Here is a 23836-nt window from a genome sequence, read left to right on the forward strand (position 1 = left end):
ATGTTAACGAAAACAGGTGGGTCAATTTTACTCGCTCATAACCCACCAAAGTGGGTCAATTTTGCACGCCGATTCACACTCTGAGCGATTACGTCGAGGGTGCCTCGAAGTCATATCGGTTCAATGCCTCATCCAGAGCTGGCAGGCTTCTGGCAAAAAGGGCAGCAAGCTTCATCCGAATAGTGTCCACCGTATCCTGGTCCAGGCCATCTGAAATGATCTTCTCCACCTGGCGCTTGCTCAACAGGGGAATGCTGAACATGGTTGTGTACCTGTTCGCAAGAGATCGCGCTTTCTTGAACCCCTCCAGCTCAACACTGTCCAAGGCGCCATAGATCGCTTGGCGGGCCTCAGCCTGGCCGGGGCCGATCGCGATCTTGACCGTCGCGCCGTCTTCGCCGGCGAGAACTTCGAGCAGCAGAATCCTATTTGTGGGAGTCCAGCCGTCGCCTTTGTGCATAACCTCCATCCGATCCCAGTTTGGGATGGCAAAGTACACCCAGTTGGAGCGAATGCTGTCCACGTCGATGGTCAATTCGCTGCCGCCCTCTTTGAGGTGCCTGTTCATGACTTCAAGAGCTTCTGCGTCGGTCAGGGCCTTCAGGAGATCTTGGGCCGGGTTCGGCTTTCTGGCCAAGAGAAACTCCAGCGCGTTTTTATGTTGCGCCCAAATCTTTTGAGCGAGTTCATCAAGGACGGGGTCTTCCAAGTATCTTCTCCTCAGCATCTGAATGTATGATGAAAGCATGATGCGCGCTGTGGGGTGGCCGATTTCCTTCCTCACAACGACATCCAAATTCTCCAAGAGATCTGCGAAACCAACATCGATCCACTCCTTGGCACTAGAAGCATCTTGCCTCACGGTCAGGAAGAAAAAGAAATGCCGTGCCGCGGGCCAGGTTTCTTCAACAATTTTCCGGTAGCGATCGAGTTGGCCTGTGCTTTCCCCGGCTTCGACCTTCAGCTCAATCGCGAAGACGATTTCAGGGCTCGTGGCGGTTTTGGGAAGCCTCAGCAGCAAGTCTATGTTCCGCCACTCCCTCATAACCTCGATCCCTCCAAGGTCGGAGAGATGCAGGCGCAACAACAGTTCCGGCTCACCTGCCGACCCGAGCAGGGTTTCAAGGAGCGCGCGGGTGCAGGCGTCATCGAAACCATGCGGGCGGGTTGGGTCGATGATATCGGCTAGGAAGTTGGAATGACGGATCTCCATCCTCGCAACGGACAGCGCCTCAAAAGGACAGTAGACGTCGAGGCTGTTGGTGAGCCCGAGGAAATCCTCTGACTTCATGATCAGTGCGGACAAGTCTGCTGCTTCAATCGTCTTATTCACGCGGCGCCTCCTATCGGGCTAGCGATGTCGCATGGCGAGCATTTCGGATTTGTGAACCCTCCCCCTGAAAGAAGGGGCGCGGCTAGTTTTGCTCAAGCAGGTTCTGATAGCGTCTCAGGAGGAGCGGAATGCCGGTTTGCCGCCACCAGCCGAGAGATACCATCCCGCTCGACATCCCTCCATGTGCAAACATCGAGACCGTGGGATCCGTTGATGCCTTATCGATATCGGCGCCGGTCATCTCGCGGAAATGCGTCTTGATACGGTTCTCGAACGATGGTTCTTCTTCAGGTTCCTCTTCCAGGCGCTCGTAGTTCATTTGCGCTGCCAGCGCGCTCCACAGGTAGGGATCGCCTCGCAATCCCCAGCTGCTGGGCATGGGAAAGAAGAGATCGCTGAGTGTCAGTGATGCATTGCCGTTTCGGGCCTCTTGAAGCTCTTTTTTAAATTCTGGGGAGTGTCTGAAATTTTTGGTGGCCATTCTTGTGCTTCCTGGTCGGGCCCAATCGCGCTTGCTCCGGCTCTTGAATTGCTGCCGTCCAAATGCGGACCCTCATGAAGTCGGCCGTTTGCCGATCGCGTAAACAGCAATCCTGACGCGGCCTTCGCGGGAGAGATTGACCCGTCCGGGCCAGAACTTCAAGCTGCGAAAGGCTTCGGATTTGAGCGTTCTCCTGGCCGAAGCTCGAAAATTCGCGCGACGTAACAGTTCGCCATGAAGCTGCCCTTCCTGGCACCTCTTGAAATACGCAATGTCAAGTGTCACATTGATCGCGACAGTTGTCATGGAGATTTCCTATGATCGCATCTAGCGGAACGAATGAGCCGAAAGATTCGCGTATCCCGCACGATCTTCAGAATGAAGCGATGCGCGCCTTCGATTTGCTGGGCGGTTGGAAGGTTATGCATCGACGCGTTCGCAGCTCCCTCGACGCGCACGATCTGATTGTCGAGGGTTTGCCCTCCCGCGCGCTCTTGCACCTCGTTGACGGGGTGCATGTCTTGTCGACGGGTGACGTGCTCAACAAGGCAATTGGCATGAGCCTGCGAACTCTTCAGAGGCGTAAGGCGGAAGCCTCGGGCAAGACGCTCTCGATGGAGCAAAGCAGCCGCGCCTGGCGTTTCGCCGAAATCTTTGCTCAGGCCACGGATGTGCTGGGCGGTCAGCAGGCCGCCGAAGCGTGGCTTCTTGAGCCTGCGATCGGTCTCGACAATCGAAGGCCTATCGATCTTCTTGCCACGGCTGCCGGGGCCGAGGCGGTTGAGGACTACCTCACGCGGATGGAGTATGGGGTGTACACGTGACACCGCTCCCGCCGCCGCTTGGTAGCGGTCATACCCGTCTTTGGCGCCTTGACCAGGAGCGGCATGCGGGCAGTTGGGATTCCGGCGAGGGATCCTATCGTGTCGGCGGGCGGTGGAACTCAAGAGGGGTGCGCGCCGTCTATGCCTCCATCGATCCATCCACTGCGATCATGGAGGTGGCGGTTCATAAGGGGTTCAAGGTGCTGGATACCGCTCGGCATGTGCTGACGTCAGCCCGCGTTATCGACACCTCGGATGTGCATGTGCTGCATCCTGGTGATGTGCCAAACGCGCATTGGCTTATCCCGGGCTCACATGGGCCTGGTCAGCAGGCGTTTGGTGACCACCTGATGAAAGAGCATATCTTCGTTCTGGTTCCATCAACGGTTTCCAAGCACAGCTGGAACCTGATTTTTGATGCAGATCGGGCGAAGGGCCATTTCGATGATGTCACACAAGAAGCATTCGCGCTGGATCCGCGCCTTCATCGATAAAAGGCCGAATGCGAAGTGTTGATCGCAACCGGCGATGACTCTTTGCGAAAAATCAAGTGCAATACGTTGCCGCTTCGGGTATTTTCGCTCTCGAATATTCGCAAACTGGAGCCGCCATGACCGCCCGCGCCCTTCTTCTGATTTCGGTAGCCCTGCTCAGCGCCTGCAAGGGCGGTTCTGATGAAACCGCCGCCGGAGGGGTCGACATCGGTCCGCCCCCGGCGCCGGACGTCGGCGACGGCAGCTGGACGCGCGGCTTCGTCGAGAGCTTTGACGCCGACAAGGTGCAGGCCGTGCGCAGCCTGGCAGGCTTCATTGCCAACAATGTGGCGTACCGGTTCCGGATCGATGGGCATCCGGAATTTTCCGAGACCCGGACGGTCAGGTCGAACGCGCTGCAGGCGGCCAGGCTCGACTACGCGCTGTCCACCGGGCTTACCGGCGCGGGGCAGGTCGTGGCCATGGTCGATGATGGCATCTTCGCCGGACACGAGCAGTTCCGCGGAAAGTCGATCGCCATTGAAGGCAGCACCGGGTCGGGCGAGCACGGGACAGCAGTTGCCTCCGTAATTGCCGGGACCGGCCAGGGCGGCGGCGCTCTGGGTTTTGCGCCGGCAGCCGACCTTTATGTCGGCACGATGGATTTCAGCCAGATGGTTGATTGGCGCCAGCAGGCAGGTTTTCTCAAGGGGGCGAAGGCGGCCGGTGCGATTGCGATCAACAATTCCTGGTCGATCGACTACGATCTCGGTCAAGGCCCCTCCCGCGACCTGTTCGCGGGAAGCGCGGGGCAGGAGTATATCGCGGCGCTCCGCGACTATGCGAAAAACGGTATCGTGATCTTTTCCATGCAGAATGAATACGACGCCACCCATGCTCATGCGATGGCGGCATTGCCGCTGTCTTATCCCGACCTCGAGGAGAGCTTCCTGACGGCTGTGAATGCCATTCCTGAATTTGATGACGACCGGATCATCTCTGCGACCCGGATCTCTGCCGGATGCATGGAGACCGGCCGGTACTGCCTGACCGGCAATGGCCAGATCCTGACGGCGAAGAATGGCGGTGCGGACAGCTATGGCATCTCCACCGGGACCAGCTTTGTGGCCCCGCAGGTGGCCGGCTCCATGGCTCTGCTGGCTGAGGCGTTTCCGGATCTCACGCCGCAACAGCTCCGGGCGCGTCTTCTGGTGACCGCGGACAACAGCTGGTTCCAGTCCACAGGCGAAGTCGATTTTGCAGACGGCATCAGCCACGGCTACAACAGCGAATTCGGACACGGCTTCATCAACCTCCGGGATGCGCTTCTGCCAATCGGATCTACGGGCATCCCCATGGGTGCCGGCAGCGGAGCGGACATGCTTGCCCTGGGGCGTGCGGCGGTCGCAGCCAGCCCGATGAGCGGCAAGGCGGTTACGGCGTCTCTCTCCTCAGCATCGGTCGTGGCGATCGACGTGCTCGATGGGGTCTTCACCCTGCGGGCAGACGCGGTTGCCGCAGATGCGGGGCGCATCAATTTGAACGAGTACCGGCTGGCCTCGTTCATGGCGCCCGATTTCCAGCGGTCGCGGGAGGCAAAGAACAAAGGGCTCCGTTCCGGCGGGACCTACTTCGCAGGCTCGGGCATGGCAAACGCGCCTGACGCCCTCAGCCTTGCCGGTATCTCCGATCATCCCGTTCTGGCCAATGACCGATCTGTCATCAGCCTCCTGACCGACGGGGACGGCTCGTTCGGCTTGGATTATCTGAAAGGCTTCGAGCTTCCCAATGGCAGCTTCGAGCTGGGCTTTACGGCCTTGCAGGAGCGCGGCTCCGTCATGGGAATGACCGTCCCCGGCCATGAGGCATCAATCTCAGGAAGCACGATTGAAATCGGTGCCTCTGTTTCAAGGCGGATCGCCGATAGGGCAGGGTTCCGCTTTGAAGGCCGCTATGGTCTGGCAGAAGGCAACGGCGCAGGTCTGGTCGGGGGATTTGAGGGGCTTGCCTATGATGAGCTCAGCGTAGCCATGGATCTGGCTGACATTGTATCGGCCGGGGATGTCGTATCGCTCTCGGCCACCCGGCCCGCGGGATTTTCTGGCGGCCATGTTGATATGCGGCTGCCGGTCGCCGCAGCTGCAGGATCCGTGACCTTCGCGCAAATGGAGGCAGATGTGTCTTCCAGCAGCCGCCAGCTCGATCTGGCGATCGAATATGCGGCCCCTGCAGGACGGCGAGGTGAATTGCGTCTCGCTGCGGTTTCCACATTCAACGCAGGCCACGTCGCGGGCGAAAGCGATCAAGCCATTCTGGTCGGCTTCAGCACCCGGTTCTGAACGCGCAACGCCGGCCGCACCGCGGCCGGCGGATCGGGCGGGCTATTCTACCGCCTCAGCGAGAGAGTAGCCGCGGCCGTTGTGGGTACGGATCCAGCTGCCCGCGCCTGGTGCGCTCGCCCCCAGTTTCCGGCGCAGCTTGCAGATATGAACATCCAGCGCCTTCATATAGGGCTGGTATTCAGCGAAAGCGTAAAGCGCGTCAAAGAGCGTCTCCCTTCGCACGACCTTGCCAATGTTCAAGGCCAGGTTCTTCAGGATGGCGTTCTCGCTGGCGGAGAGGCGAACCGTTTCTCCGTTCATATCCGGATCCCTGCCGTCCAGGTAAACCGTCAGGTTCCCGGTTCGAACCTCCGGAGTTCGCAGATTGAACTGCTTGCGAGAGATCGCGCGGAGGCGGGCAGCGACCTCGGCCGGCTCACAGGCACCCCCGACGACATCATCCGCTCCAGCATCAAGCGTGCGCGCGACGGCTTCGCCCGAAAGACCATCCTGCAGAATGAGCAATGGGCTCATGGTCCCGGCAGAACGCAAATTGCGCACATTGCGCGCAGCATCCGCATTCGGCGCCAGGCCAAGGATGATGGGCAGCAAGCCGGACGCGTTCTCATCCAAACCCGCGGCTCCGCTGCGGATTGCAGCCTCCGGCAAGACGGCGGGCAGGAACCCTTCAGATTTTAGCGCGCCCATTAGCCGCGTCAGCCGGGCCTGGACCGGGTCATGCAAAATTACACGCATCGGGCATCCTTCTGGAACTTGCGAAAAATCATGAATAGGTTACAGTGCCCGGCTGTAAGGGTTCAATGCAGGGCGCGATACCGGGGGACGGTTGTCCACAATTTGGCACCGGGACTGACCGGCGGTCGATGCCTTGCCGCGAACTGAAGATTCCCCGCACTGCGGGAGCCAAATGGATGCTGAATTGATGCTCAAAAGACTTCTTCTTGCCTTGTCGATTGTCCTGACAGCCGGGGCAGGGCAGGCTGAGGTCCGCCTGAAGGATATCGTGAATTTCGAGGGTGTCCGCTCGAACCAGCTGATCGGCTACGGTCTGGTCGTTGGCCTGGACGGAACCGGCGACAGTATGCGCAATTCGCCGTTTACGCGAAAATCAATCGAAGGGATGCTTTCCCGGCTTGGCGTTGGCAACCTGAGCGGCGAAGACCTCAACACCAAGAATGCCGCCGCGGTCATGGTGACTGCGGAATTGCCCCCTTATGCGCGCCGGGGCAGTGAAATCGACGTCAGCATCTCATCCCTGGGGGATGCAAGTTCACTGCGGGGCGGCACCCTTCTGGTCACCCCGCTCTCCGGGGCCGATGGCGAGATCTATGCGGTGGGCCAGGGTCCGCTTGCTGTTGGGGGCTACAACGTGCAAGGCGCGGCCGCCGAGGTCACGAATGGCGTACCAACAGTGGCTCGGATCGAAAACGGCGCCACCGTCGAGAAGGAGGTCGGCTTTGATCTGCGGCAGATGGACAGCATCCGGCTCGCGCTGCGGAACCCTGATTTCACAACTGCGGTCCGCATCAAGGATGTGATCAACGATGTCTCCGGCGTTGCCAAAGCGGTCACACTGGATCCTGGCACCGTCGAAGTGCGTCTCGCGGCCAAGGCGGATATTCCGGAAATGCTGGCCATGATCGAAAACCTGACCGTTGAGCCTGACTCTCCGGCCAAAGTTGTGATCGACGCCAAATCCGGAACGATCGTCATCGGGTCGGACGTGCGCATCGACGAGGTTGCGATCAGCCAGGGCGGGCTTACGGTCAGTGTTACGGAAAGCGCGGCGGTCAGTCAGCCTGCGCCGATCACCATCGGTGAAACCGTGATTGTTCCGGCGACTGATATCGAGGTTCAGCAGAAGGCTTCAGGTTTTGCCGTGGTAGGCGGCCAGGTCAGCTTGCGGCAGCTGGTCGACGGCCTGAATGATATCGGCATCGGCGCACAGGAGATCATCTCCATCCTGCAAGCGATCAAGGCGGCGGGCGCCCTGCATGCCGAGTTGGAGATCATCTGATGGACGCGAAGATTTCTGCTCCCGCCAGCGCCACGCCTTTCGTTGAAGTGACCCGCAGCCGGGATCCGGCAGCTGTGGCGGCTACCGAGTTCGAGGCCGCGTACTTGGGATCGGTGTTCTCAAATATGCTCGAACATGCCTTGCCCAATCCGGCGGGCGGACATGGAGAGGAAATGTTTCGCGGCGTGCTTGCCAGCGCGCTTGCTCAGGAAGTCGCAGAGGCGGGCGGCATCGGCATTGCCGGTTCGATTGAAGCCCGGATCAAGGAGTATACGAAATGATCGGCGTCCCGCCCGCATCGGCGCTTTCCCGCCTCGGCCTGCGCCTCAGTGAGCGCAAAGCGCGCCAGGGCTCCGGCACATCCGGCCTGACGCAGGAAGATGAGGCGAACCTTGAAGATTTTGAGACGATTGTCTCGAACATGATTGAATTCCTGCGAAAAGAGCAGGATGCGCTGGCCGCGAATGACATCGGCCGCGTCGCCTCATACTTTGAGGAGAAGGTCAAACTTCTGGAAGCGATTGAACGCCGCCAGCCGGTTGTCGAACCCTTCCTGACGGCGGATGTGCCAGTCGCCGTTCAGCTTCGCAACCTCATCAAGGAACTCTCCGAGCAGATTGCCACCAATGAACGGCTCTTGCGGGGGATGGCCGAAGCCTCACGCACGATCGTCAATGAGATCGAGCACCTGCGCAACCGCCAGAGCCTGAAAGGGGTCTACGACAAATCCGGCCAGCTCCGCGGGGATGTCTCCGTCCAGCCGGCGGCGAAAGGCTTTGAAAAGAAATACTGAGCGCGCAGCAATCTGCGAAAATGGAAACCATTTGGAAACCTGACCCACGCTTCCCCTTCTTGTCCGGGTGATGCCCGGCAGCCGGAGAGAATGACCGGCGAGCTGAAGCAAGAAGCAAAGGATCGAGATCCAGATGACCTCCATCAACACAAACTCCTCCGCAATGAATGCCCTGCAGGCTCTGCGTGAAGTCAACAACGACCTGTCGACCACGCAGGACCGCATTTCGTCCGGCCTGAAGGTCGGTTCGGCCAAAGACAGCGCGGCCTACTTCCAGATCTCTGAGACCATGAAGGGCGACAGCTCGGCGTACTCCTCGATCAACGAAGGTCTGACCCTGACCAAGAACTCGGTCGCGACCGCGCGCCTGGGCGCCGAAACCATCCAGGACCTGTCTCAGCAGTTCCTCGACAAAGTGGCCTTTGCGCAGGGCGCAACCGGTGGCCATGCCGAAATCGAGAACGATCTGAATGAGCTGGTCAAGCAGATGGAAACCACCCTCAGCCAGTCGACTTTCAACGGCGACGATATGCTGGGCGCGGGCACCTATGGCACTGCTGACATCACCGCGGCCGTTGTCGACAACACCGACGGCAGCTTCACCTCCGTGTCGACCAACGCCAATGCCACCGTCGGCGTGACCCGTGACGTTGTGACCGGCATCAGCCGTGCGGGCGGCGCCTATGCCACCACGGATATCCAGGTCGGCACCTATGACATGGCGAAGCTGGTGACGGACTTCAAAGCTCTGGCGACCAACTTCGAAACAAACGCGACTGATCCCACCAACGGCGCCGCCTTCCTGGCGGGCGCCCTGGCCTCGACCGAAAGCGTCGTGGACAATGTGACTGACATTGCCACCAAGCTCGGCCAGTCCGAAAAGTCGATCGAGAACCAGCAGACCTTCCTGAACAAGCTGACCGACAATATCGACAGCGGCGTCGGCGCCATGATCGATGCGGACATGGAAGAAGAGGCGGCACGCCTCAAGGCGCTGCAGACCCAGCAGCAGCTGGCCACGCAGTCCCTGTCGATCGCCAACCAGGCGCCGGGCAACGTCATGAGCCTGTTCCAGTAATCACTGGTCCGCCTCGCGGAAAATCCCTGACCCGGTCTTGGGAAACCAAGGCCGGGTTTTCTAGTTGGCGGCATGTCTGTGTAACTAAAACTTGCTCTCGGGATCAAAGTCGCAATGCTTTGCCGTCCGCGCCGCCCAATAGCTGCGCCCCTGTTGCGTGCCACCCCAATCATAATTGTAAAGGGCATTGCCACAGTTGAACCCATGGTTCGCGATGTAGGCATGCCTTAGATTGTCGCCGCTGGCCTCGGAATAAGCAAGGATTGCGACACTTACAGCGATCACGAAACCAATCGCCGCGAAATAGAGCTTGAACAGTGTATCAATCATCCAAAGTCACTCGTTTCTTTCGCGGCTAGAGCCAGCATGCCAGTGGTATCCCTCAATTCACATTCAGTTCGGGCTTCACCAGATGGGAAAGCTAGGGCCTCAACCTGTTGCGCTAGCTGACGGTCTTGGAAGCTATTTTGTCCGAGCATGTTGATTCCTCCAAATTCTCTTTGAGTGCGTACTGTAAGATCAAGGCCGGAGTGGGGCGGGATGTGGCAGAACAAGCTGGTCTTCCTGCGCCGCATATATTGCAAAGGTCTATCCTCACATATGGTCATTTCTATTTTCAGGCCGCTTGTGTGATTTTGCGAAAACGGAAACCTGATGGAAACCTTGGCTTCCCTTCTTCTTTTTGACCGGGCGCTGCCCGGGCGCCGGAAGAACCACCGGTGAGCTGAAGCAAGAACGCATAAGGATTGAAATCCAGATGACCTCGATCAACACCAACTCCTCCGCAATGAACGCGCTGCAGGCGCTGCGTGAAGTCAACAGCGAACTGTCGACCACACAGGACCGCATCTCATCCGGCCTGAAGGTCGGCTCGGCCAAAGACAGCGCGGCCTACTTCCAGATCTCCGAGACCATGAAGGGCGACAGCTCCGCCTACTCCTCGATCAACGAGGGCCTGACCCTGACGAAGAACTCGGTTGCCACCGCACGCCTGGGCGCCGAAACCATCCAGGACCTGTCCCAGCAGTTCCTCGACAAAGTGGCCTTTGCGCAGGGCGCGACCGGCGGCCATGCCGAAATCGAGAACGATCTGAATGAGCTGGTCAAGCAGATGGAAACCACCCTGAGCCAGTCGACCTTCAACGGTGATGACATGCTGGGTGCTGGCTCCTATGCGGCTGGCAGCGTGGCCGGCGCGGCGGTCAACGGCGCGACCGGTGTTCTGACCTTGGGTGCGAACGGTGATGCCACTGTCGGGGTGACCCGTGATGTCGTGACCGGCATCAGCCGCGCTGGCGGCGCCTATGCCACCACCGACATCCAGGTCGGCACCTATGATATGGCCGAGCTGGTCGACGGCTTCAAAACCCTGGCAACCGGCTTTGCGGCCAACGCAACCGCGGCGACCGGCGCAGCCTTCCTGTCCGGCGCTCTGACCGCCACTGAGGGTGTCGTGGACAGCGTGACCGACATCGCGACCAAGCTGGGTCAGTCCGAAAAGTCGATCGAGAACCAGCAGACCTTCCTGAACAAGCTGACCGACAACATCGACAGCGGCGTTGGCGCCATGATCGATGCGGACATGGAAGAAGAGGCGGCCCGCCTGAAGGCGCTGCAGACCCAGCAGCAGCTGGCGACCCAGTCCCTGTCGATCGCCAACCAGGCGCCGGGCAACGTCATGAGCCTGTTCCAGTAAGCGCAGGCTTGACTTGAAGACGGAAAGCCCGACCCGCACAGGGCCGGGCTTTTTTTGATCCCAGACCCTCCACCAGAAGGTGATATCATGAGCCTCGCAGCCTACAAAAAGACCCTCAAGACAACTGAGACGCCGCGCGCAATGGAGCGCCGGATCCTCAACCAGATTAACGCACGCCTCCTGGCGCAACAGGAGGAATATGACACGGCGGCCGAGGGAGGCCCGCGCCTGGGCATTCTCGCAGGCACTCTGCGGCAGGCGGTGCATGACAATCTGCGCCTTTGGCTTGCCTACAAAGCCGATCTGTCAAACCCGAACAATGCGCTTCCCGAGGAGATGCGGGCGAACCTGCTGTCCCTGGCGATCTATGTCGAGAACCAGACCGGCCTGATCATGAAGGGCCGCGGAACGATCAAAGCGCTGATCGATGTGAACAAGCCGATCATCGATGCGCTGACGGGTAAAAGCGCGGAGGCGGTCTGATGGGCCTGGTATTGAAGGTGAAAGCCGGAGACCGGCTGGTCATCAATGGCGCGGTGCTGCGCAATATCGGCAAGAGCCAGATGGTGGTGGAAGTCGAGAACCGCTCTGACGTTCTGCGCGGTGAGGAAATCCTGGGTGAAGCCGGGGCCTGCACGCCGGTGCGCCGGCTTTGCCACATGATCCAGCTGGCAATGGTGAGCCGGGAGGGGCGCGGGAAAATCCTGCCGCGCATTCATGCGGCCTTCGAAGATCTTTCTGAGATCATGGCCAAGAGCCACGGCAGCGTCTTGAGCGAGGCTCTCACCAAGGTGGGCGAGGACAATTTCTATGCCGCATACCGGCTGCTGCTGCCGGTCATCAAATACGAGGATGAGCTGCTGGCAATTGCGGCTCGGACCGACCAGGAAGGAAGTGGGTCATGATTTCAACGAGCGGCCTGTCGCCATTGGCCGGCATCAGCCTGGTGCGCGAAAACCGGGAAGTGTTCGAGGCGGACATTCAGCGTGATCCGACGTCCAAACGGGAGATTGAAGCCTTCCGGGAACGCATCAGCGGGATCCAGACGGTTGATGAGCTGGCGGAAGATTACCAGGTCTTCAGCTTCGTGATGAAGGCGTTCGGTCTGGAGGAGGAGACCTACGCAAAGGCGAAGATGAAGCAAATCATGACCTCGGACCCGGATGACAAGGGCTCTCTGGTCAAGCGCCTTTCGGATGCAAAATACGACAGTCTGAACGAGGAAATGGGGTTCTCGGCCGATGGTATCGCCGGGGACAATTTCAGTGACCCGGACTGGATCGATTCAATGGTCGAGCGCTACACCGACCAGCGCCTGATTGACACCCAGTCCGAGGAGAATGAGCATGTCGGGCTGGCGCTGACATTCGAGCAGAAGATCTCCGGCATGACCAGCTGGTACAAGGTGCTGGCGGACGAGGAGATGAACGACTTCTTTATGACCGCGTTCGGGCTTCCGGATACGGCGGCAAACGCCAGCATTGATGCCCGCAAGGCCATGTTCGAAAAGCGGATGCCGATCGAAGATCTGCAAAAGCCGGAAGTCCAGGAGAAGCTGATCCGCCAGTTCTCCGCCTTTGCCGATGTGATCAAGAGCCAGGAGACCCAGAACGCCGCGGTCACCCTGTTGAGCAGCGGCTCCGGGAGCTTCAACCAGGTCACGATCGACATCGACATGATCCAGGGCTTCTCCGCATCGCGGTACCTCTGACCGGAAGCGGCCGGACGCTTGGTCCGATGCGCACGCGCTAGCGGTGAGGCTGGCGTCCATCTGCAATCAGTAGCTGCAACCTGGCTCTTCCCGAGCCGGGTTCATCCGCATATTGTGCGCCCTGAGGCATGCGGTGCGGGAATGATTGCGTGGGCACAAAGAGACATCTTGAGCGGATTGAACGCGATCTGACCGGCATTGCCGCCGCAATCACCCAGGTGACCGGGCGCCGCGGGCGGCATGCTGGGCGGATTGCGCAGATCGCAACCGGCAAGGCTGCCGGGGCCGCCGCGATCGGCGGGGTCATGATGTTCATCACCGCCTTCGGAAGTGCCTCGACGGGCACCGCCATCGGCGCGCTCAGCGGCGCGGCCGCAACCTCTGCCAAGCTCTATTTCATCGGCTCTCTGTTCGGCCTGGGGGCGGCCGCCGGCGCGGTTATCCTGCCGGCCGCCGGGGCTGTCCTGGGGCTCATCGCGGTCTTCTTCCTCCGCAGAGCCGTGCTGGGCCGCCCGCGCAAGATCGAGGCGATGGAAGAGTTCGAGGTAAGGGCGCTCTATGCCAGTTTGCAGCTGGCAGAGGCGGCGAAGGCCACGCTTGCAAGAGAGGGCACGGAGCCGTCCAGCGACGAGCTTAGGATCTATGCCCTCGAGGGGCTGTCCCCGTTATGCGATCTGATTGCCATCCGGCTTCAATCGCCCGCCAGCGGCACAGAAAAGGAGAAGCGATGCCAATCTTTCGGAGAAACCCTGGCCCTGTTGCCGCGGTGGAAACTGCGGCGGCACCATCGGCGCCTGTCGCGCCGGGCCGCGAAACTGGGGCGCCGCCGCGGTCAGATCGGTCTTCCCGCCTGGCTTCCGTGGTTATCGCGGTCACGTTTCAGCGGCTGATTGAAGACGCCTCGCAGGTCTGGTCTTTCGAAGAGGATCTGGTGCTGCAGGCGTTGCGCAGATCGACCCGCAGCCTCAGCGATGCGAGCCCTCAGGAGATCTCCGACTACCTCTCAGGCATGACGCCGGAGCAGCTGCAAGGCGTCGCCTCAAACGTGAAAGGCATCTATCATGAGCTGCTTTTCGTGGAGGCGGAGAACGCGGATTGGGATGAGGTCTCGGCCCAAGTCAAGGAGCTGACAAATCATCCTGGAGGAGACGTCGAGTTCATCATGGATGGCCAAACCGTTGGCGAGGTCCAGCTTAAAGCGGTGACCTCTCAGGCCGATGTGATGGAGCACCTGGCCCGCTATCCGGGCATCGATATCCGAGTGACGGACGAGGTGGCGTCTGCAATGCCCGGCATTACCAGCTCCGGGTTCTCCAACAGCGATCTTACGCGCACCGTCGGAGACAGGCTTGCGGAGCTGCAAGGGGAAGGCGCGCTCGATGAGATCGGCGACGGGCTTGCCACGTCGGCCCTTGTCAGCTCGGCTATCATTGCTGGCCGCGTCGTGCGGGGCAAAGACCTGTCCGGCTCCCAGATGAGATCCATTCTGGCCGATGCGGGTGTCGGCGCGGCGACGGCGGCGGTCCTGGACGTGCTGCTGTTCCCCCTGACCAGCTGAGCGGATGCCGCGGCCTATTCCGGCGTGTCATGCGGCGAGGGCAAGCGGGAATGGGCAGGATGCCTGAATATGGTCCGCGACCATTTTGACACTCTGATCAGACAAGCCCATCTCTGCCACAAATGCTTTCTGAAGATCCGGGGCGACCTCAGAGAAGAAGGAGAACACCGGCCCCATCACTGCGCCCGCGGCTTCAATGCTGCTAATGCCCACAGCAAGCTGATGCGCGGAAACATTCGCGCTATACGGCGCGTTCACGGTGCCCAGGATTTTCGACGCTGAGGGCGTCATGTCTGTTCTCTCTCACTTCAGGATGCCACGCAGGTGACAAATCGTCATGATTATAACACCGCCCAGGTCATAACGGTCAATAACGGGCAGCATCAGGCAGTATCGGAAAATGGACAGTAACGAAAACCCGTTAACTGACCTCCACCGCACCCCGCAACAGTCAATCCCCCTAAAGGGGGAATGAGCCCCGCACTACAGCAGGGTCTCAAGCCATCATTCAGTTGCGTTTCAGTCCTCGATCAGCTCATCTTCATTGCTGGGCAGGCGGATGACCTCCTGCCGGGCGAGGTCGTTGGTGATGTCGATGAGCGACGCCTGGGCTTCCCGGGTTTCGCGGGCGAGGACCGCGCCCATCTCCTTCATTTCGGTTTCCAGCATCTCCCGCATGCGCTGGGTCAGGGCGGACATGAACGCATCGCGTACCTCTGCCTTGGCGCCGCGAAGAGCGAGGGCAAGCGTGTTGCCCTCCGCCATGCGCATGATGCGCTGCAGGGCCGCGCCATCCAGTTTGACCATGTCGTCGAAGGTGAACATCTTCTTCTTGATCGCTTCCAGTTCTTCCGGAATGCGGCTCTCCAGCTCACTGGAAAGGCCCTCGAAGGCGTTGGCGTCCATCTTGTTGAACATGTCCGCAAGGCGCTGATGCGGGTCGACGTTGGACTTGCGGGTTGCCGCGCTCAGGAAGTCGCTCGCAATCACCGCCTCAAGGTTTTCGACCACGTTGCGCGAAAGCGTTCCGAGGCCCACCATCCGCATGGTGATCTCGCCCATCCGCTCAGGCCCGAACAGCGGGAGAACACGGGCTGAAACGGCCGGCTTCATCTTGGAGAGGATGGCCGCAATGGTCTGATCATGCTCGCCCGCCAGCCAGGTTGCAATCGTTTGCTCATTGACCGCCGCAAAGGCATCCCAGACATTCTGCCCGTGAGCCGGTGAGCGCAGATCTCCCAGAATCTCCGAAATGGCGTCGTCGCTCATGATGCCGGAAAGCATCCTTTCGGCAACCTGCACAGAGCCCTCGACACCGGCGCCGCCGGAGACCGTTTTGGAGAACTCGCGAATGACCGCATCAACCGTTGCTGCCGGAATGGTGCCGAGCCGGGACATGGCCTGGATGACGGACTGGATTTCGGTGCGGGACATTTTCTTCATCATGGCCGACCCGCGCTCCTCACCGATGCAGAGAAACAGGACGGCCGCTTTTTCAACGCCGGACAGCGGGATATCATCAAGGGCAATTGGCATAAATTCAGAACTCCGGGAATTCAGTCAGTGCGGCCGCGCTTAACCGGCCGCGTAGGATTGGATCAGCGAACCGGCAAGCCGGTACCAGCCGTCGATGGCGACAAAGAAAATCACCTTGAACGGCAGCGAAATCATCACCGGCGAAAGCATCATCATACCGGCGCCCATCAGGATGGCAGAGACGATCAGGTCGATCGCCAGGAAGGGGACAAAGATCAGGAATCCGATCGTGAAGGCGCGCCTCAATTCGGAGATCATGAAAGAGGGCACCAGGACCGCCCAAGACACTTCCGAACGGTCCGCCGGAAGTGCCGCAGCACCGTCGCCAGCAACTTGGTCAACCGTTCCTGTGGCCGCGTTCTGGCTGGCAAAACCCTGGAAGAGCGCGAGATCCTTGTCCCGTGTGTTCTTGACCATGAAGCCATGGAAGGGCTCCGCAATCCGCTCAACCGCCTGCTCTTCCGTGATCGACCCTTCAATCAGCGGGGCCAGGCCGTTATTCCAGCTGTCCTGGAACACGGGCTGCATGACAAAGAACGTCAGGAACAGCGAGAGCGAGGTAATGACCATGTTCGGCGGAGACTGGTTCAGCCCCAGCGCCATGCGCAGGATCGAGAGAACGATCACAAAGCGTGTGAATGACGTCATGACGATCAGCAGGCCGGGCGCGACCGACAGGATTGTCAGCAGCCCGAACATCTGCAGCAGGCGGCCGGAAAGCTCCCCGCTTCCATCGGCCTCCCCGCTCAGCGCCCCCGACAGCTCGCCAATCATCGAGCCGACCCCTGCCTGCTGTGCATCAGCAGAGGCAGCGCCAAAGGCAAGCGCGAGCCAGGCCAGAAGGCCCAGCGACACGATCCTGCGGTAGCTGAAAGTGATGGCGCTCAGGGCCATCACCGCATCTCCGGAACATGGTCTTTGACGATTTCGGTGAGAGTGATGCCCAGGCCGTCTTCGCCGACTTTGACCAGGTCACCGCGGGCCACAAGCCGGTCATTGATCATGACCTCCAGCGGCTGGCCGATGCGCTTGTCGAGCTCAACCACAGAGCCGCGGGACAGTGACAGCAGCTGCGCGACCGGCAGACGCGTCTGGCCAAGCACGACCTGCACGTCGAGCGAGACATTCATCATCGCATTCACGCTGTGACCGGCCCCGTCGGGCGCGCGTTTCTCAATTTCAGCAGCTGCAATGTCTTTCAGGAGGCTGTGAGTTTCGTCTGTCATATCAATCTTCCAGGATGTCTCGTTTTCAGGATTTGGGTGTCGAAAGCAGGGCAAGGATCTCCCCGCACAATTTCTCGAAGTCGTACTCGGAGCGGCCGTTCTTCCAGCTCGCGCAAGCCGAGGTTCCGCCAAGGGCCGGGTCTTCAATGACCTTGAGATCGACCTCGACCCCTTCCGGGCGGACAATCCTGTCCGCCACCTCGCCAAGGCCCGGCGGGACCCGGACCTCCAGCCAAGGGCTTCCCAGCGCGCGCCGGGATACATGGGCAAGTTCGGTCATCAGCCTGTCCCGGCCAAATTCGCGTGCGAATTCTGGGAACAGTTTTTCGCAAAACTCCCGCATGAAGCCGGTCATTTCATCTTCAAGGAGCGCGCAATAGGCGGCCTGTTCTTCGGTCAGGCGGCTGATCTCGGGAACAAGCTGCTCGGCTACGGCCGTCTGGCGCTGCTCTATGCTCTGCAGCATTTGAGCTTCACCCGCTTTGCGGCCGTCTTCATAGGCCGCTTCCCTGGCGGCCGCGACCGCTTCCGCCAGGGCCGCATCCAGCTCCTCGCGCGTGTAGCTTTCGATCCGCTCAACGGCCTGCTCGGCCTCGGCGCGATTTTCCTCTTCGAAATCGGCAAGCTGCAGAATGCTCCGGACAGTCATGATCAACCCTTCTGATTGATCCAGCCGCGGATGGTGCGCAGCGAGCTGTCCGGGTCCGTTTCGATCAGCTTGTTCAGCTCATCGATCTGGCGGCGCATAACATTGCCGGAAACAGAAGCAATCGACATGTATTCTTCCTCGTTTTCCGGATCCTGAGCAGCTGCATCGGGCGCGTCCTGGCCGTCTTCCGCGCCAGCTTCGCCTTCCTCACCGCCTTCGGGCGTGTCCTCATCCGCTGCGCCATCCGCAGCAGCCGCATTCTCTTTGGCGTCTTCCTGATCCCTCTCGGCATTCAGGTTGAGGGCGCGCATAAGCGGGCGCACGCCAAAGAGCAGCAGCAGGCCGACGACCGCGATTGCGGACAGCGATCTGAGAATGGCCCCGAAATTCATAGCGAGGATGTCCATGAACCCGCTGCCGGCGGTCGCCGCCTGAGAAGGATCCCCGGCCGCGAACTGCAGGCTTTCAACCGTGACCTTGTCGCCGCGATCCTCATTGATACCGGCAGCCGAATGCGCCAGAGCGGACAGGCGGCTGATGTCCTCAGGAGTGCGCTCCGAGTAGGTGCCGTCCGGCCCCCAGGTGCCGTTGACGACCACCGCGACCGTCAGCCGCTTGATCTCTCCGGGTTCGCGAATGGTTTCAGATCGCGTGTTGCCAATCTCAAAGACGGACTCGTCCCGGCTGGATGTGCTCCGCTCTGTCCGGCCTCCGGCGCCGCCGCCGTTATCGATGCCAGGAAGATTATTCGCAACGTCGATGGTGTCCCGGCTGCCGTCTGAGCTTTCCGACTGACCAGTAACCGAGATCGTGGAGCGGGGGACCTGCTGGTCGGGATCGAAGCTTTCCTGCACCACGACTTCGCGAGCCGTATTGAGGTCAGCGGTCACGCGGACCCTGACGTTTTCCGCGCCGACATGGGCCGCGAGGATGCTTTCCACGTTCCGGCGCAAACGGTCTTCGATTTCGGTCCGGGCGGAATTCAGGCCGGTGCCTTCGGTGATATCCTCTTCGCTCAGGATCGCCTGACCCGAGCCATCGAGAATTGTCACCCTGTCGGGCGACAGACGCGGCACCGCCGCGGCAACCAGGCTGCGGATTGCAAGAGCCTGGCTGCGCTCGAGCGGCGCGGTGCGGCGGGCGTGGATTACAACAGAGGAGGACGGCTCAGGGCGCTCCTGGGAGAAGGTTTCCCGGTCCGGCAGCACGAGATGAACACGCGCGCTTTCAACATTGCTGATCGTCTCAATCGAGCGCGCCAGTTCACCTTCCAGAGCCCGCAGCCGGTTGATCTGCTGCAGGAAGCTGTTCATGCCAAGGCCACCGCCCTGATCAAACAGCTCCCAGCCCAGATTGCCTTCGGGAGGAAGACCGGCCTGGGCCAGGGACATGCGGGCCCGCGCAATATCCCCTTCGGGAAGCGACAGCATGGTTCCGTCACTGGACACGCGCGGGGAGAACCCGGCCTGTTCTAGCTGGGCAAGCATGCGGGAAGCATCAGAGGCCGTCGCATCCATGACGAGCGGCCGGTACTTGGGCGCCATAGCGACACTCAAGCCGATGACGAGGGCGGCGGTAAGGCCGACAGCCGTCGACCCCAGGAGGATGAGGCGCTTGCGCCCCAGCCCCTTCATGTTCTCAATGAAGTTGTTCACGTGATTGCTGGCTTGTCCGGTGTGGGTGGTCACTTTGCGAATTTGCGAAAACACTAAGCCGTAAGCCGAGAGGCCACAAGATTTATTTTCGCATATCCACCGGCTCTGCAATCTTCCCTTTGGGGGCAAGGTGCTGTAGGTTCTGTGCGAAAAAGTAATGCACCGGAGAAGCCTGTTCATGACCAACACTGTGCCGGACGCTGGTAAGGGCGGCCGAAACATGAAACTGATTGCCCTGATGTTCCTGCTGACTTTCGCTCTTGGAGGAGGGGCGGGCATCTATTCGTACTCCGCCTTCGGCCCGGGATTCCAGGCTGATGCCGAGAATGCGAAAAAAGAAGATGAAAGCGAGGCGCCCCTCGAGAAGAAGAGCCTGGAGATTGGGCGCATCACGATGACCTTGCAGGATGGCCTCGGCGGCAAGCCGCGTCACCTGCTGATCAATCCCATCGTCGTGATTGAAGCGGCCGGGGATGAGCTGGCGGAGGACGACAAGGATCCGGCCGCGGCATTGAAGCCGGTGCTGCGGGACAGCTTTGTCGAATACCTGTCCCAGCTCACAGTGCGGGAAGTCTCCGGCAGCGCCGGGATGAGCCTCGTGCGAAAAGAGCTGGCGCGCCGCGCCTCCGCACACCTGGAGAACGAAACCGTAACCGGCGTTCTCTTCCAGGATTTCGTCATTCAATAACAGGCCAAGTCATGCAAGAAACAATTTCCGATGTCCTGACGGCGCCTGCCGGATCGACGCGCTCTGTTGAGGAAGAGCTCATTTCGCAGGCGTCAGCCGGGGTGGCCGATCTGCCCATGCTGGACATCATCTTCTCCAGGATGGCCATCTCGCTGGTGTCAACGTTCAAGACCAAGGCCGCGTTCCTGTGCGACATCACCTTTGACGAGGTTCAGTATCACAACTGGGAAGACATCGTGGCCGGTGTCGACAGGCATGGGATCTGCGCAAACGTCGAGGTCCGCCCGTGGGGCGGCACCATGGCTGTGGTTCTGGATTGTGATCTGATCTTCTCTGCACTGGAGATTCAACTCGGCGGCAAGCCGCGTCCCGGGTCCGCGCCCAAGCGGCCGGTTTCCGTCATTGAGCGGCAGATCGCCCGCGATCTGATCGACATGATCCTCGCCGATCTGTCCGGCAATATTTCACGCCTGACCGAAGCGGAATTCATTGTCGACACCCTTGAAGTCCCCCAGCAGATGCCCGCCTTGCACGGCGGCAAAACGCCTTGCGCCGTTGCCCGCATGTCGGTCGATATCGGAGGCTGCAAGGGCACCTTTTCCGTCATCATCCCGATGATCACGCTCGAACCGGTGCAGGACAAGCTGTCGAAGATGTTCTTCGGGGACAAGCTTGGCGGCGACCTGTCCTGGCGTGAGCACATCCTGCGCAAGATCAATGGCTCCAATGTCCAGGTCAAGGCGCAGGTGCATCAGCTGGCGGTGCCGCTGGTCGACATCCTTCAATGGGAGCCCGGCACAACGATTGATCTGGGCGTGTCGGATGACAAGGAGATCTCGCTCATCTGCTCGGGTATTCCGGTCATGTTCGGCTACGCCGGCAAGAGCAAAGGCGGCCGCATCGGCTTCCGCGTGATGCGGGAAGTCGATGATGCGGATCTGGATGCAGAGCAAGCTGAAGAGCTGGGCATTGCCAGGGGTGACGGGGAGGCGGCGCAATGACGTTTGACATGATCATCGACATCTTCATCCTCGGTGCGCTGTTTTTGCTCGCCGGGTATATCTTCACCCTGAAGCGGAAGATCACAATCCTTCACCAGGCACTGCTTGAGGCGGAGCCGGTCTTCAAGGCCTATGAGGGCGCGATCGACAGCCATTCCGCAAGCCTTTCCGGCTTCCGTGCAGACCTTGATCAGCAGCAGGCCGACAGCCGTGAGGAGGAAGACCTCCCGGGGGTTTTCTACGCGAAATTCGGCGGGGAGGGGAAACGGTAATGGCGCGATTGCTGAATGCAGCGGTGCTGGGCCTTGCTGGCCTGGCCGCCGCAAAGGGGGGTGCCCTCTATGATGCTCTGGGGCCGCTGATGCCTCAGCCCGCCTACGCTGCCTCGGAGGAGAGCGGCGAAGATGAGACCGGCCCGGCCGAAGGGGAGACCGCGGTGAATGCGGCTGGCCCGGCAGCTTCCGGTGGCCTGTCCGAGCTGCTGATCGGCATCGAGGCGGAACGGGCCGAGCTCGGCAGCTGGCGGGATGAGCTGGCGCAGAAGGAGGCCGAAATCGCGCTGGCGAAAAGTGCTCTGGACGCGCAGGCTGAACAGATGGAAGCGCTCAAGCAGGAACTTGAGCATCTCCTGAGCCGCTCCGCGCGGGAGAACACCGAAGATGTTTCGCGCCTGGTCGGGATCTACAAGGCGATGAAGCCGGTACAGGCCGCTGCCATCATGAATGATGCGGATATCGAAGTGTCCGTCCTGGTGCTGTCGGCAATGGCGCCGCGCAGTTCCGGACCGATCATTGCGCTCATGGAGCCGGTGCGGGCCCGGGCGATTTCCAAGATCATCCTCGAACGCTCACGCCTTCCGGGGGATCAGAAGCTGGTGAACCTGCGCCTGAACTAAGCGGCATCGAGGCGGTCCTGATGGGCCGCCTCATTTCTTTGAGGGCCGGGCAGCCTGTCCAGGAGCCGCCAGCCGCGGGCTTATGCCAGCCGTGCGATCGCGGCCGTGAATGGCCCTTCCGGGATCCGGTCCGGGGCAAAGCTCTCCGCCGAGGCCCGTCCCCAGCGCTCATGCCAATCGGCCAGTTCCGGAATTTCACGGCCGGAGACCAGGAAGCCGTTTGGCAGATAGGGGTAGGCGATGTTGCCGTCGGAGAAGGCGTTGTCCTTCTTGCGGAACATGAAATGATACGGGCGGAAGCCGGCCGGGTGCTGCAGCCCCGCGGCGCCCGCGAGCTCGCCGAGGGCCAGCATCGTATTGCGATGGTAGCGCGCGACCCGATCAGACTTGTCGCCCACATCGATTGCCTTGAAGCGGGCCGGGTCCTGGGTTGCGATGCCAACCGGGCATTTGTTCGTGTGGCATGCCTGGGCCTGAATGCAGCCGATGGCAAACATGTAGCCGCGGGCCGAGTTGCACCAGTCCGCCCCCAGCGCCAGGGCTCGGGCAATATGGAAGCCGGAGGTGATCTTTCCCGCAGCTCCGAGCTTGACCCGCTCCCGCAGCCCGGCGCCCCGCAGGGTGTTGTGAACGAACGTCAGCCCCTCCAGCATCGGCATTCCGACCCGGTTGGCAAATTCAAGCGGCGCGGCACCGGTGCCGCCCTCGCTGCCATCCACCACGATGAAATCGGGCACCACGCCCGTTTCGAGCATCGCCTTGACCATGCACATGAACTCCCGGCGGTGGCCGATGCACAATTTGAAGCCGACCGGCTTACCGCCTGAGAGGCTGCGCAGCTGGGCGATGAACTCCATCATGCCGCGCGGGGTGGAAAAGCTGGGATGCGCGGCCGGCGAAATGCAATCCTGCCCCATCGGGATGCCCCGCGCCTCGGCAATTTCCGGTGTGATCTTTGCCGCGGGCAGCATGCCGCCATGTCCGGGCTTGGCACCCTGGCTCAGCTTCAGCTCGATCATCTTGACCTGCGGGTTCGCAGCTTGCTCGCTGAACTTCTCCGGAGAGAATGACCCGTCATCATTGCGGCAGCCGAAATAGCCGGACGCGACCTGGTAGATCAGATCGCCGCCGCCCGCGCGGTGGTGGCGGGAGATTGATCCCTCGCCGGTGTCATGGGCAAAACCGCCCTTCCTGGCGCCGGTGTTCAGCGCCAGGATCGCGTTCTTCGACAGGGATCCGAAGCTCATCGCGGAGATGTTGAACAGGGACGCCGAGTAGGGCCGGCGGCAATCAGGCCCGCCGATGGTGACGCGGAAATCGCTGTCTTGGATGTCGACCGGAGCGGCCGAGTGGGTGATCCAGCCATAGCCGGAGCCATAGACATTCTCAGTGGTGCCGAAAGGCCGCTTGTCTTCGACGCCTTTAGCGCGCTGATATACCAGGGCCCGTGCCTCGCGAGAGAACGGCACCTCTTCGCGGTCGCCTTCCAGCATATACTGGCGGATCTCTGGCCGGATGGATTCCAGAAGGAAACGCATGTGACCCATGATCGGGTAGTTGCGAAGAACCGCATGGCGCCTTTGGACAAGATCCCTCAGGCCCAAAGCGGTCAAGCCGCCCGTCACCGCGGCGACCGGCAGCCAGGCGCTGCTAGCAGCATAGGCGGCTGTGGAGCTGGCGAGTGCGGCGAAACCGCTCAAAGCGAGAGGGAGGAGGCGAGCAGGAAGGGCCATGACGGTCACACCGGTCTAAAATGCTGTACTGTCTGGCATATTGGACGGAAGCCTCCTGTCCACAAGGAGATTTGGGCGTAATCCACGGCTTTATCGCAAACATCTTCAAGCGTCCCAACTCTCGCTGACGCGTACTCTACGCCTGAA

General features: G+C 60.7%; 30 protein-coding genes. 18 read left to right on the forward strand and 12 right to left on the reverse strand.

Annotated features, from left to right (window positions below; translation table 11 throughout):
* Positions 1-88: 88 nt before the first annotated feature.
* The 3 genes from CAER_RS0105680 to CAER_RS29650 form a co-directional block, all read right to left on the reverse strand.
* A complete protein-coding gene (locus CAER_RS0105680; RefSeq protein WP_027234439.1) occupies positions 89-1333 on the reverse strand; it encodes a PDDEXK-like family protein in 1245 nt (414 codons plus the stop codon).
* A gap of 82 nt (positions 1334-1415) precedes the next feature.
* Positions 1416-1814 (reverse strand): hypothetical protein, encoded by a 399-nt coding sequence (locus CAER_RS0105685; RefSeq protein WP_051357716.1) that lies wholly within the window; start codon positions 1812-1814, stop codon positions 1416-1418.
* Between the two features lie 72 nt (positions 1815-1886).
* Positions 1887-2120: a hypothetical protein gene (locus CAER_RS29650; protein ID WP_154667714.1), complete on the reverse strand. Its 234-nt coding sequence runs from the start codon at positions 2118-2120 to the stop codon at positions 1887-1889.
* A gap of 11 nt (positions 2121-2131) precedes the next feature.
* Here CAER_RS29650 and parS point away from each other — a divergent pair, with 11 nt between their 5' ends.
* From parS to CAER_RS0105700, 3 genes are all read left to right on the forward strand, one after another.
* Entirely contained in the window at positions 2132-2638 is a 507-nt protein-coding gene (gene parS / locus CAER_RS0105690) for a type II RES/Xre toxin-antitoxin system antitoxin (protein ID WP_051357717.1), read from the forward strand.
* The gene (locus tag CAER_RS0105695; RefSeq protein WP_027234442.1) at positions 2635-3132 is read left to right on the forward strand and encodes an RES family NAD+ phosphorylase; all 498 of its coding nucleotides are present in this window, start codon (positions 2635-2637) and stop codon (positions 3130-3132) included. The genes parS and CAER_RS0105695 overlap by 4 nt, the downstream gene beginning before the upstream one ends.
* 116 nt (positions 3133-3248) lie before the next feature.
* On the forward strand, positions 3249-5450 hold the full coding sequence (locus tag CAER_RS0105700) for a S8 family serine peptidase (RefSeq protein WP_027234443.1): 2202 nt from the start codon (positions 3249-3251) through the stop codon (positions 5448-5450).
* 42 nt (positions 5451-5492) lie between these two features.
* On the opposite strand, the gene CAER_RS28840 is transcribed toward CAER_RS0105700, so the two are convergent.
* Positions 5493-6140 (reverse strand): winged helix-turn-helix domain-containing protein, encoded by a 648-nt coding sequence (locus tag CAER_RS28840; protein WP_161631070.1) that lies wholly within the window; start codon positions 6138-6140, stop codon positions 5493-5495.
* Positions 6141-6375: 235 nt separating this feature from the next.
* Between CAER_RS28840 and CAER_RS0105710 the strand changes: the two genes are divergently transcribed.
* From CAER_RS0105710 to CAER_RS0105725, 4 genes are all read left to right on the forward strand, one after another.
* Positions 6376-7470 carry a flagellar basal body P-ring protein FlgI gene (locus CAER_RS0105710; protein ID WP_245597327.1) on the forward strand — a complete coding sequence of 365 codons (1095 nt, stop codon included), beginning with the start codon at positions 6376-6378 and terminating at the stop codon, positions 7468-7470.
* Positions 7470-7751: a rod-binding protein gene (locus CAER_RS0105715; protein WP_036796915.1), complete on the forward strand. Its 282-nt coding sequence runs from the start codon at positions 7470-7472 to the stop codon at positions 7749-7751. Before CAER_RS0105710 ends, CAER_RS0105715 begins: the two co-directional genes overlap by 1 nt.
* Positions 7748-8263 (forward strand): flagellar protein FlgN, encoded by a 516-nt coding sequence (locus CAER_RS0105720; RefSeq protein WP_027234446.1) that lies wholly within the window; start codon positions 7748-7750, stop codon positions 8261-8263. The genes CAER_RS0105715 and CAER_RS0105720 overlap by 4 nt, the downstream gene beginning before the upstream one ends.
* A gap of 133 nt (positions 8264-8396) precedes the next feature.
* Positions 8397-9341, forward strand: coding sequence for a flagellin (locus tag CAER_RS0105725; RefSeq protein ID WP_027234447.1), 945 nt, complete (start codon positions 8397-8399; stop codon positions 9339-9341).
* Positions 9342-9425: 84 nt separating this feature from the next.
* Here CAER_RS0105725 and CAER_RS0105730 read toward each other — a convergent pair whose 3' ends face one another.
* The gene (locus CAER_RS0105730; protein ID WP_027234448.1) at positions 9426-9671 is read right to left on the reverse strand and encodes a hypothetical protein; all 246 of its coding nucleotides are present in this window, start codon (positions 9669-9671) and stop codon (positions 9426-9428) included.
* Between the two features lie 427 nt (positions 9672-10098).
* Between CAER_RS0105730 and CAER_RS0105735 the strand changes: the two genes are divergently transcribed.
* The 6 genes from CAER_RS0105735 to CAER_RS28845 all read left to right on the forward strand — a co-directional run bounded on the left by CAER_RS0105735 (position 10099) and on the right by CAER_RS28845 (position 14306).
* Complete coding sequence (locus tag CAER_RS0105735; RefSeq protein ID WP_027234449.1) at positions 10099-11037, forward strand: flagellin N-terminal helical domain-containing protein; 939 nt, start codon at positions 10099-10101, stop codon at positions 11035-11037.
* A gap of 87 nt (positions 11038-11124) precedes the next feature.
* On the forward strand, positions 11125-11520 hold the full coding sequence (locus CAER_RS0105740) for a flagellar biosynthesis regulator FlaF (RefSeq protein WP_027234450.1): 396 nt from the start codon (positions 11125-11127) through the stop codon (positions 11518-11520).
* The gene (locus tag CAER_RS0105745) at positions 11520-11942 is read left to right on the forward strand and encodes a flagellar biosynthesis repressor FlbT (protein ID WP_027234451.1); all 423 of its coding nucleotides are present in this window, start codon (positions 11520-11522) and stop codon (positions 11940-11942) included. The genes CAER_RS0105740 and CAER_RS0105745 overlap by 1 nt, the downstream gene beginning before the upstream one ends.
* On the forward strand, positions 11939-12748 hold the full coding sequence (locus CAER_RS0105750) for a DUF1217 domain-containing protein (protein ID WP_027234452.1): 810 nt from the start codon (positions 11939-11941) through the stop codon (positions 12746-12748). The genes CAER_RS0105745 and CAER_RS0105750 overlap by 4 nt, the downstream gene beginning before the upstream one ends.
* Positions 12749-12897: 149 nt before the next feature.
* On the forward strand, positions 12898-13638 hold the full coding sequence (locus CAER_RS30120; RefSeq protein ID WP_154667715.1) for an inorganic phosphate transporter: 741 nt from the start codon (positions 12898-12900) through the stop codon (positions 13636-13638).
* On the forward strand, positions 13608-14306 hold the full coding sequence (locus CAER_RS28845) for a hypothetical protein (RefSeq protein ID WP_051357720.1): 699 nt from the start codon (positions 13608-13610) through the stop codon (positions 14304-14306). Before CAER_RS30120 ends, CAER_RS28845 begins: the two co-directional genes overlap by 31 nt.
* Positions 14307-14333: 27 nt before the next feature.
* Here the strand turns inward: CAER_RS28845 and CAER_RS27640 are convergent, their stop codons facing one another.
* The 5 genes from CAER_RS27640 to CAER_RS29655 all read right to left on the reverse strand — a co-directional run bounded on the left by CAER_RS27640 (position 14334) and on the right by CAER_RS29655 (position 17348).
* Entirely contained in the window at positions 14334-14564 is a 231-nt protein-coding gene (locus tag CAER_RS27640; protein ID WP_209320192.1) for a hypothetical protein, read from the reverse strand.
* 261 nt (positions 14565-14825) lie between these two features.
* A complete protein-coding gene (locus tag CAER_RS0105770) occupies positions 14826-15842 on the reverse strand; it encodes a flagellar motor switch protein FliG (protein ID WP_051357722.1) in 1017 nt (338 codons plus the stop codon).
* 39 nt (positions 15843-15881) lie between these two features.
* Complete coding sequence (gene fliP, locus CAER_RS0105775; protein ID WP_027234455.1) at positions 15882-16736, reverse strand: flagellar type III secretion system pore protein FliP; 855 nt, start codon at positions 16734-16736, stop codon at positions 15882-15884.
* Positions 16736-17068 carry a FliM/FliN family flagellar motor switch protein gene (locus tag CAER_RS0105780; RefSeq protein ID WP_027234456.1) on the reverse strand — a complete coding sequence of 111 codons (333 nt, stop codon included), beginning with the start codon at positions 17066-17068 and terminating at the stop codon, positions 16736-16738. Before CAER_RS0105780 ends, fliP begins: the two co-directional genes overlap by 1 nt.
* Positions 17069-17093: 25 nt before the next feature.
* Positions 17094-17348, reverse strand: coding sequence for a hypothetical protein (locus tag CAER_RS29655; RefSeq protein ID WP_154667716.1), 255 nt, complete (start codon positions 17346-17348; stop codon positions 17094-17096).
* Here CAER_RS29655 and CAER_RS29660 point away from each other — a divergent pair.
* Entirely contained in the window at positions 17331-17732 is a 402-nt protein-coding gene (locus CAER_RS29660) for a hypothetical protein (RefSeq protein ID WP_154667717.1), read from the forward strand. The genes CAER_RS29655 and CAER_RS29660 overlap by 18 nt on opposite strands.
* Here CAER_RS29660 and fliF read toward each other — a convergent pair.
* Positions 17720-19405, reverse strand: a complete 1686-nt coding sequence (gene fliF, locus CAER_RS0105790) for a flagellar basal-body MS-ring/collar protein FliF (protein ID WP_161631071.1) — start codon at positions 19403-19405, stop codon at positions 17720-17722. The genes CAER_RS29660 and fliF overlap by 13 nt on opposite strands.
* Positions 19406-19550: 145 nt before the next feature.
* Here fliF and CAER_RS0105795 point away from each other — a divergent pair, with 145 nt between their 5' ends.
* From CAER_RS0105795 to CAER_RS27645, 4 genes are read left to right on the forward strand one after another with little or no spacing between them, the layout of a single operon-like run.
* On the forward strand, positions 19551-20060 hold the full coding sequence (locus CAER_RS0105795) for a flagellar basal body-associated FliL family protein (RefSeq protein WP_027234459.1): 510 nt from the start codon (positions 19551-19553) through the stop codon (positions 20058-20060).
* A gap of 11 nt (positions 20061-20071) precedes the next feature.
* Positions 20072-21061 (forward strand): flagellar motor switch protein FliM, encoded by a 990-nt coding sequence (locus CAER_RS0105800; RefSeq protein WP_027234460.1) that lies wholly within the window; start codon positions 20072-20074, stop codon positions 21059-21061.
* Positions 21058-21333, forward strand: coding sequence for a hypothetical protein (locus CAER_RS0105805; RefSeq protein WP_027234461.1), 276 nt, complete (start codon positions 21058-21060; stop codon positions 21331-21333). The genes CAER_RS0105800 and CAER_RS0105805 overlap by 4 nt, the downstream gene beginning before the upstream one ends.
* Positions 21333-21956: a MotE family protein gene (locus CAER_RS27645; RefSeq protein WP_051357724.1), complete on the forward strand. Its 624-nt coding sequence runs from the start codon at positions 21333-21335 to the stop codon at positions 21954-21956. The genes CAER_RS0105805 and CAER_RS27645 overlap by 1 nt, the downstream gene beginning before the upstream one ends.
* An 80-nt stretch (positions 21957-22036) precedes the next feature.
* Here CAER_RS27645 and CAER_RS0105815 read toward each other — a convergent pair whose 3' ends face one another.
* Positions 22037-23689, reverse strand: coding sequence for an FMN-binding glutamate synthase family protein (locus CAER_RS0105815; RefSeq protein ID WP_027234462.1), 1653 nt, complete (start codon positions 23687-23689; stop codon positions 22037-22039).
* Between the last annotated feature and the right edge of the window lie 147 nt (positions 23690-23836).

It is taken from the genome of Leisingera caerulea DSM 24564 (assembly GCF_000473325.1).
Lineage (GTDB): Bacteria > Pseudomonadota > Alphaproteobacteria > Rhodobacterales > Rhodobacteraceae > Leisingera > Leisingera caerulea.

What these genes read in the sequence shown, in the direction of transcription:
- CAER_RS0105685 (WP_051357716.1), bottom strand. Translation starts at nt 1,814, where the DNA reads ATGGCCACCAAAAATTTCAGACACTCCCCAGAATTTAAAAAAGAGCTT.
- CAER_RS29650 (WP_154667714.1), bottom strand. Translation starts at nt 2,120, where the DNA reads ATGACAACTGTCGCGATCAATGTGACACTTGACATTGCGTATTTCAAG.
- parS (WP_051357717.1), top strand. Translation starts at nt 2,132, where the DNA reads ATGATCGCATCTAGCGGAACGAATGAGCCGAAAGATTCGCGTATCCCG.
- CAER_RS0105700 (WP_027234443.1), top strand. Translation starts at nt 3,249, where the DNA reads ATGACCGCCCGCGCCCTTCTTCTGATTTCGGTAGCCCTGCTCAGCGCC.
- CAER_RS28840 (WP_161631070.1), bottom strand. Translation starts at nt 6,140, where the DNA reads ATGGGCGCGCTAAAATCTGAAGGGTTCCTGCCCGCCGTCTTGCCGGAG.
- CAER_RS0105710 (WP_245597327.1), top strand. Translation starts at nt 6,376, where the DNA reads ATGCTCAAAAGACTTCTTCTTGCCTTGTCGATTGTCCTGACAGCCGGG.
- CAER_RS0105715 (WP_036796915.1), top strand. Translation starts at nt 7,470, where the DNA reads ATGGACGCGAAGATTTCTGCTCCCGCCAGCGCCACGCCTTTCGTTGAA.
- CAER_RS0105720 (WP_027234446.1), top strand. Translation starts at nt 7,748, where the DNA reads ATGATCGGCGTCCCGCCCGCATCGGCGCTTTCCCGCCTCGGCCTGCGC.
- CAER_RS0105725 (WP_027234447.1), top strand. Translation starts at nt 8,397, where the DNA reads ATGACCTCCATCAACACAAACTCCTCCGCAATGAATGCCCTGCAGGCT.
- CAER_RS0105730 (WP_027234448.1), bottom strand. Translation starts at nt 9,671, where the DNA reads ATGATTGATACACTGTTCAAGCTCTATTTCGCGGCGATTGGTTTCGTG.
- CAER_RS0105735 (WP_027234449.1), top strand. Translation starts at nt 10,099, where the DNA reads ATGACCTCGATCAACACCAACTCCTCCGCAATGAACGCGCTGCAGGCG.
- CAER_RS0105740 (WP_027234450.1), top strand. Translation starts at nt 11,125, where the DNA reads ATGAGCCTCGCAGCCTACAAAAAGACCCTCAAGACAACTGAGACGCCG.
- CAER_RS0105745 (WP_027234451.1), top strand. Translation starts at nt 11,520, where the DNA reads ATGGGCCTGGTATTGAAGGTGAAAGCCGGAGACCGGCTGGTCATCAAT.
- CAER_RS0105750 (WP_027234452.1), top strand. Translation starts at nt 11,939, where the DNA reads ATGATTTCAACGAGCGGCCTGTCGCCATTGGCCGGCATCAGCCTGGTG.
- CAER_RS0105770 (WP_051357722.1), bottom strand. Translation starts at nt 15,842, where the DNA reads ATGCCAATTGCCCTTGATGATATCCCGCTGTCCGGCGTTGAAAAAGCG.
- fliP (WP_027234455.1), bottom strand. Translation starts at nt 16,736, where the DNA reads ATGGCCCTGAGCGCCATCACTTTCAGCTACCGCAGGATCGTGTCGCTG.
- CAER_RS0105780 (WP_027234456.1), bottom strand. Translation starts at nt 17,068, where the DNA reads ATGACAGACGAAACTCACAGCCTCCTGAAAGACATTGCAGCTGCTGAA.
- CAER_RS29660 (WP_154667717.1), top strand. Translation starts at nt 17,331, where the DNA reads ATGGGCAAGTTCGGTCATCAGCCTGTCCCGGCCAAATTCGCGTGCGAA.
- CAER_RS29655 (WP_154667716.1), bottom strand. Translation starts at nt 17,348, where the DNA reads ATGACCGAACTTGCCCATGTATCCCGGCGCGCGCTGGGAAGCCCTTGG.
- CAER_RS0105795 (WP_027234459.1), top strand. Translation starts at nt 19,551, where the DNA reads ATGACCAACACTGTGCCGGACGCTGGTAAGGGCGGCCGAAACATGAAA.
- CAER_RS0105800 (WP_027234460.1), top strand. Translation starts at nt 20,072, where the DNA reads ATGCAAGAAACAATTTCCGATGTCCTGACGGCGCCTGCCGGATCGACG.
- CAER_RS0105805 (WP_027234461.1), top strand. Translation starts at nt 21,058, where the DNA reads ATGACGTTTGACATGATCATCGACATCTTCATCCTCGGTGCGCTGTTT.
- CAER_RS27645 (WP_051357724.1), top strand. Translation starts at nt 21,333, where the DNA reads ATGGCGCGATTGCTGAATGCAGCGGTGCTGGGCCTTGCTGGCCTGGCC.
- CAER_RS0105815 (WP_027234462.1), bottom strand. Translation starts at nt 23,689, where the DNA reads ATGGCCCTTCCTGCTCGCCTCCTCCCTCTCGCTTTGAGCGGTTTCGCC.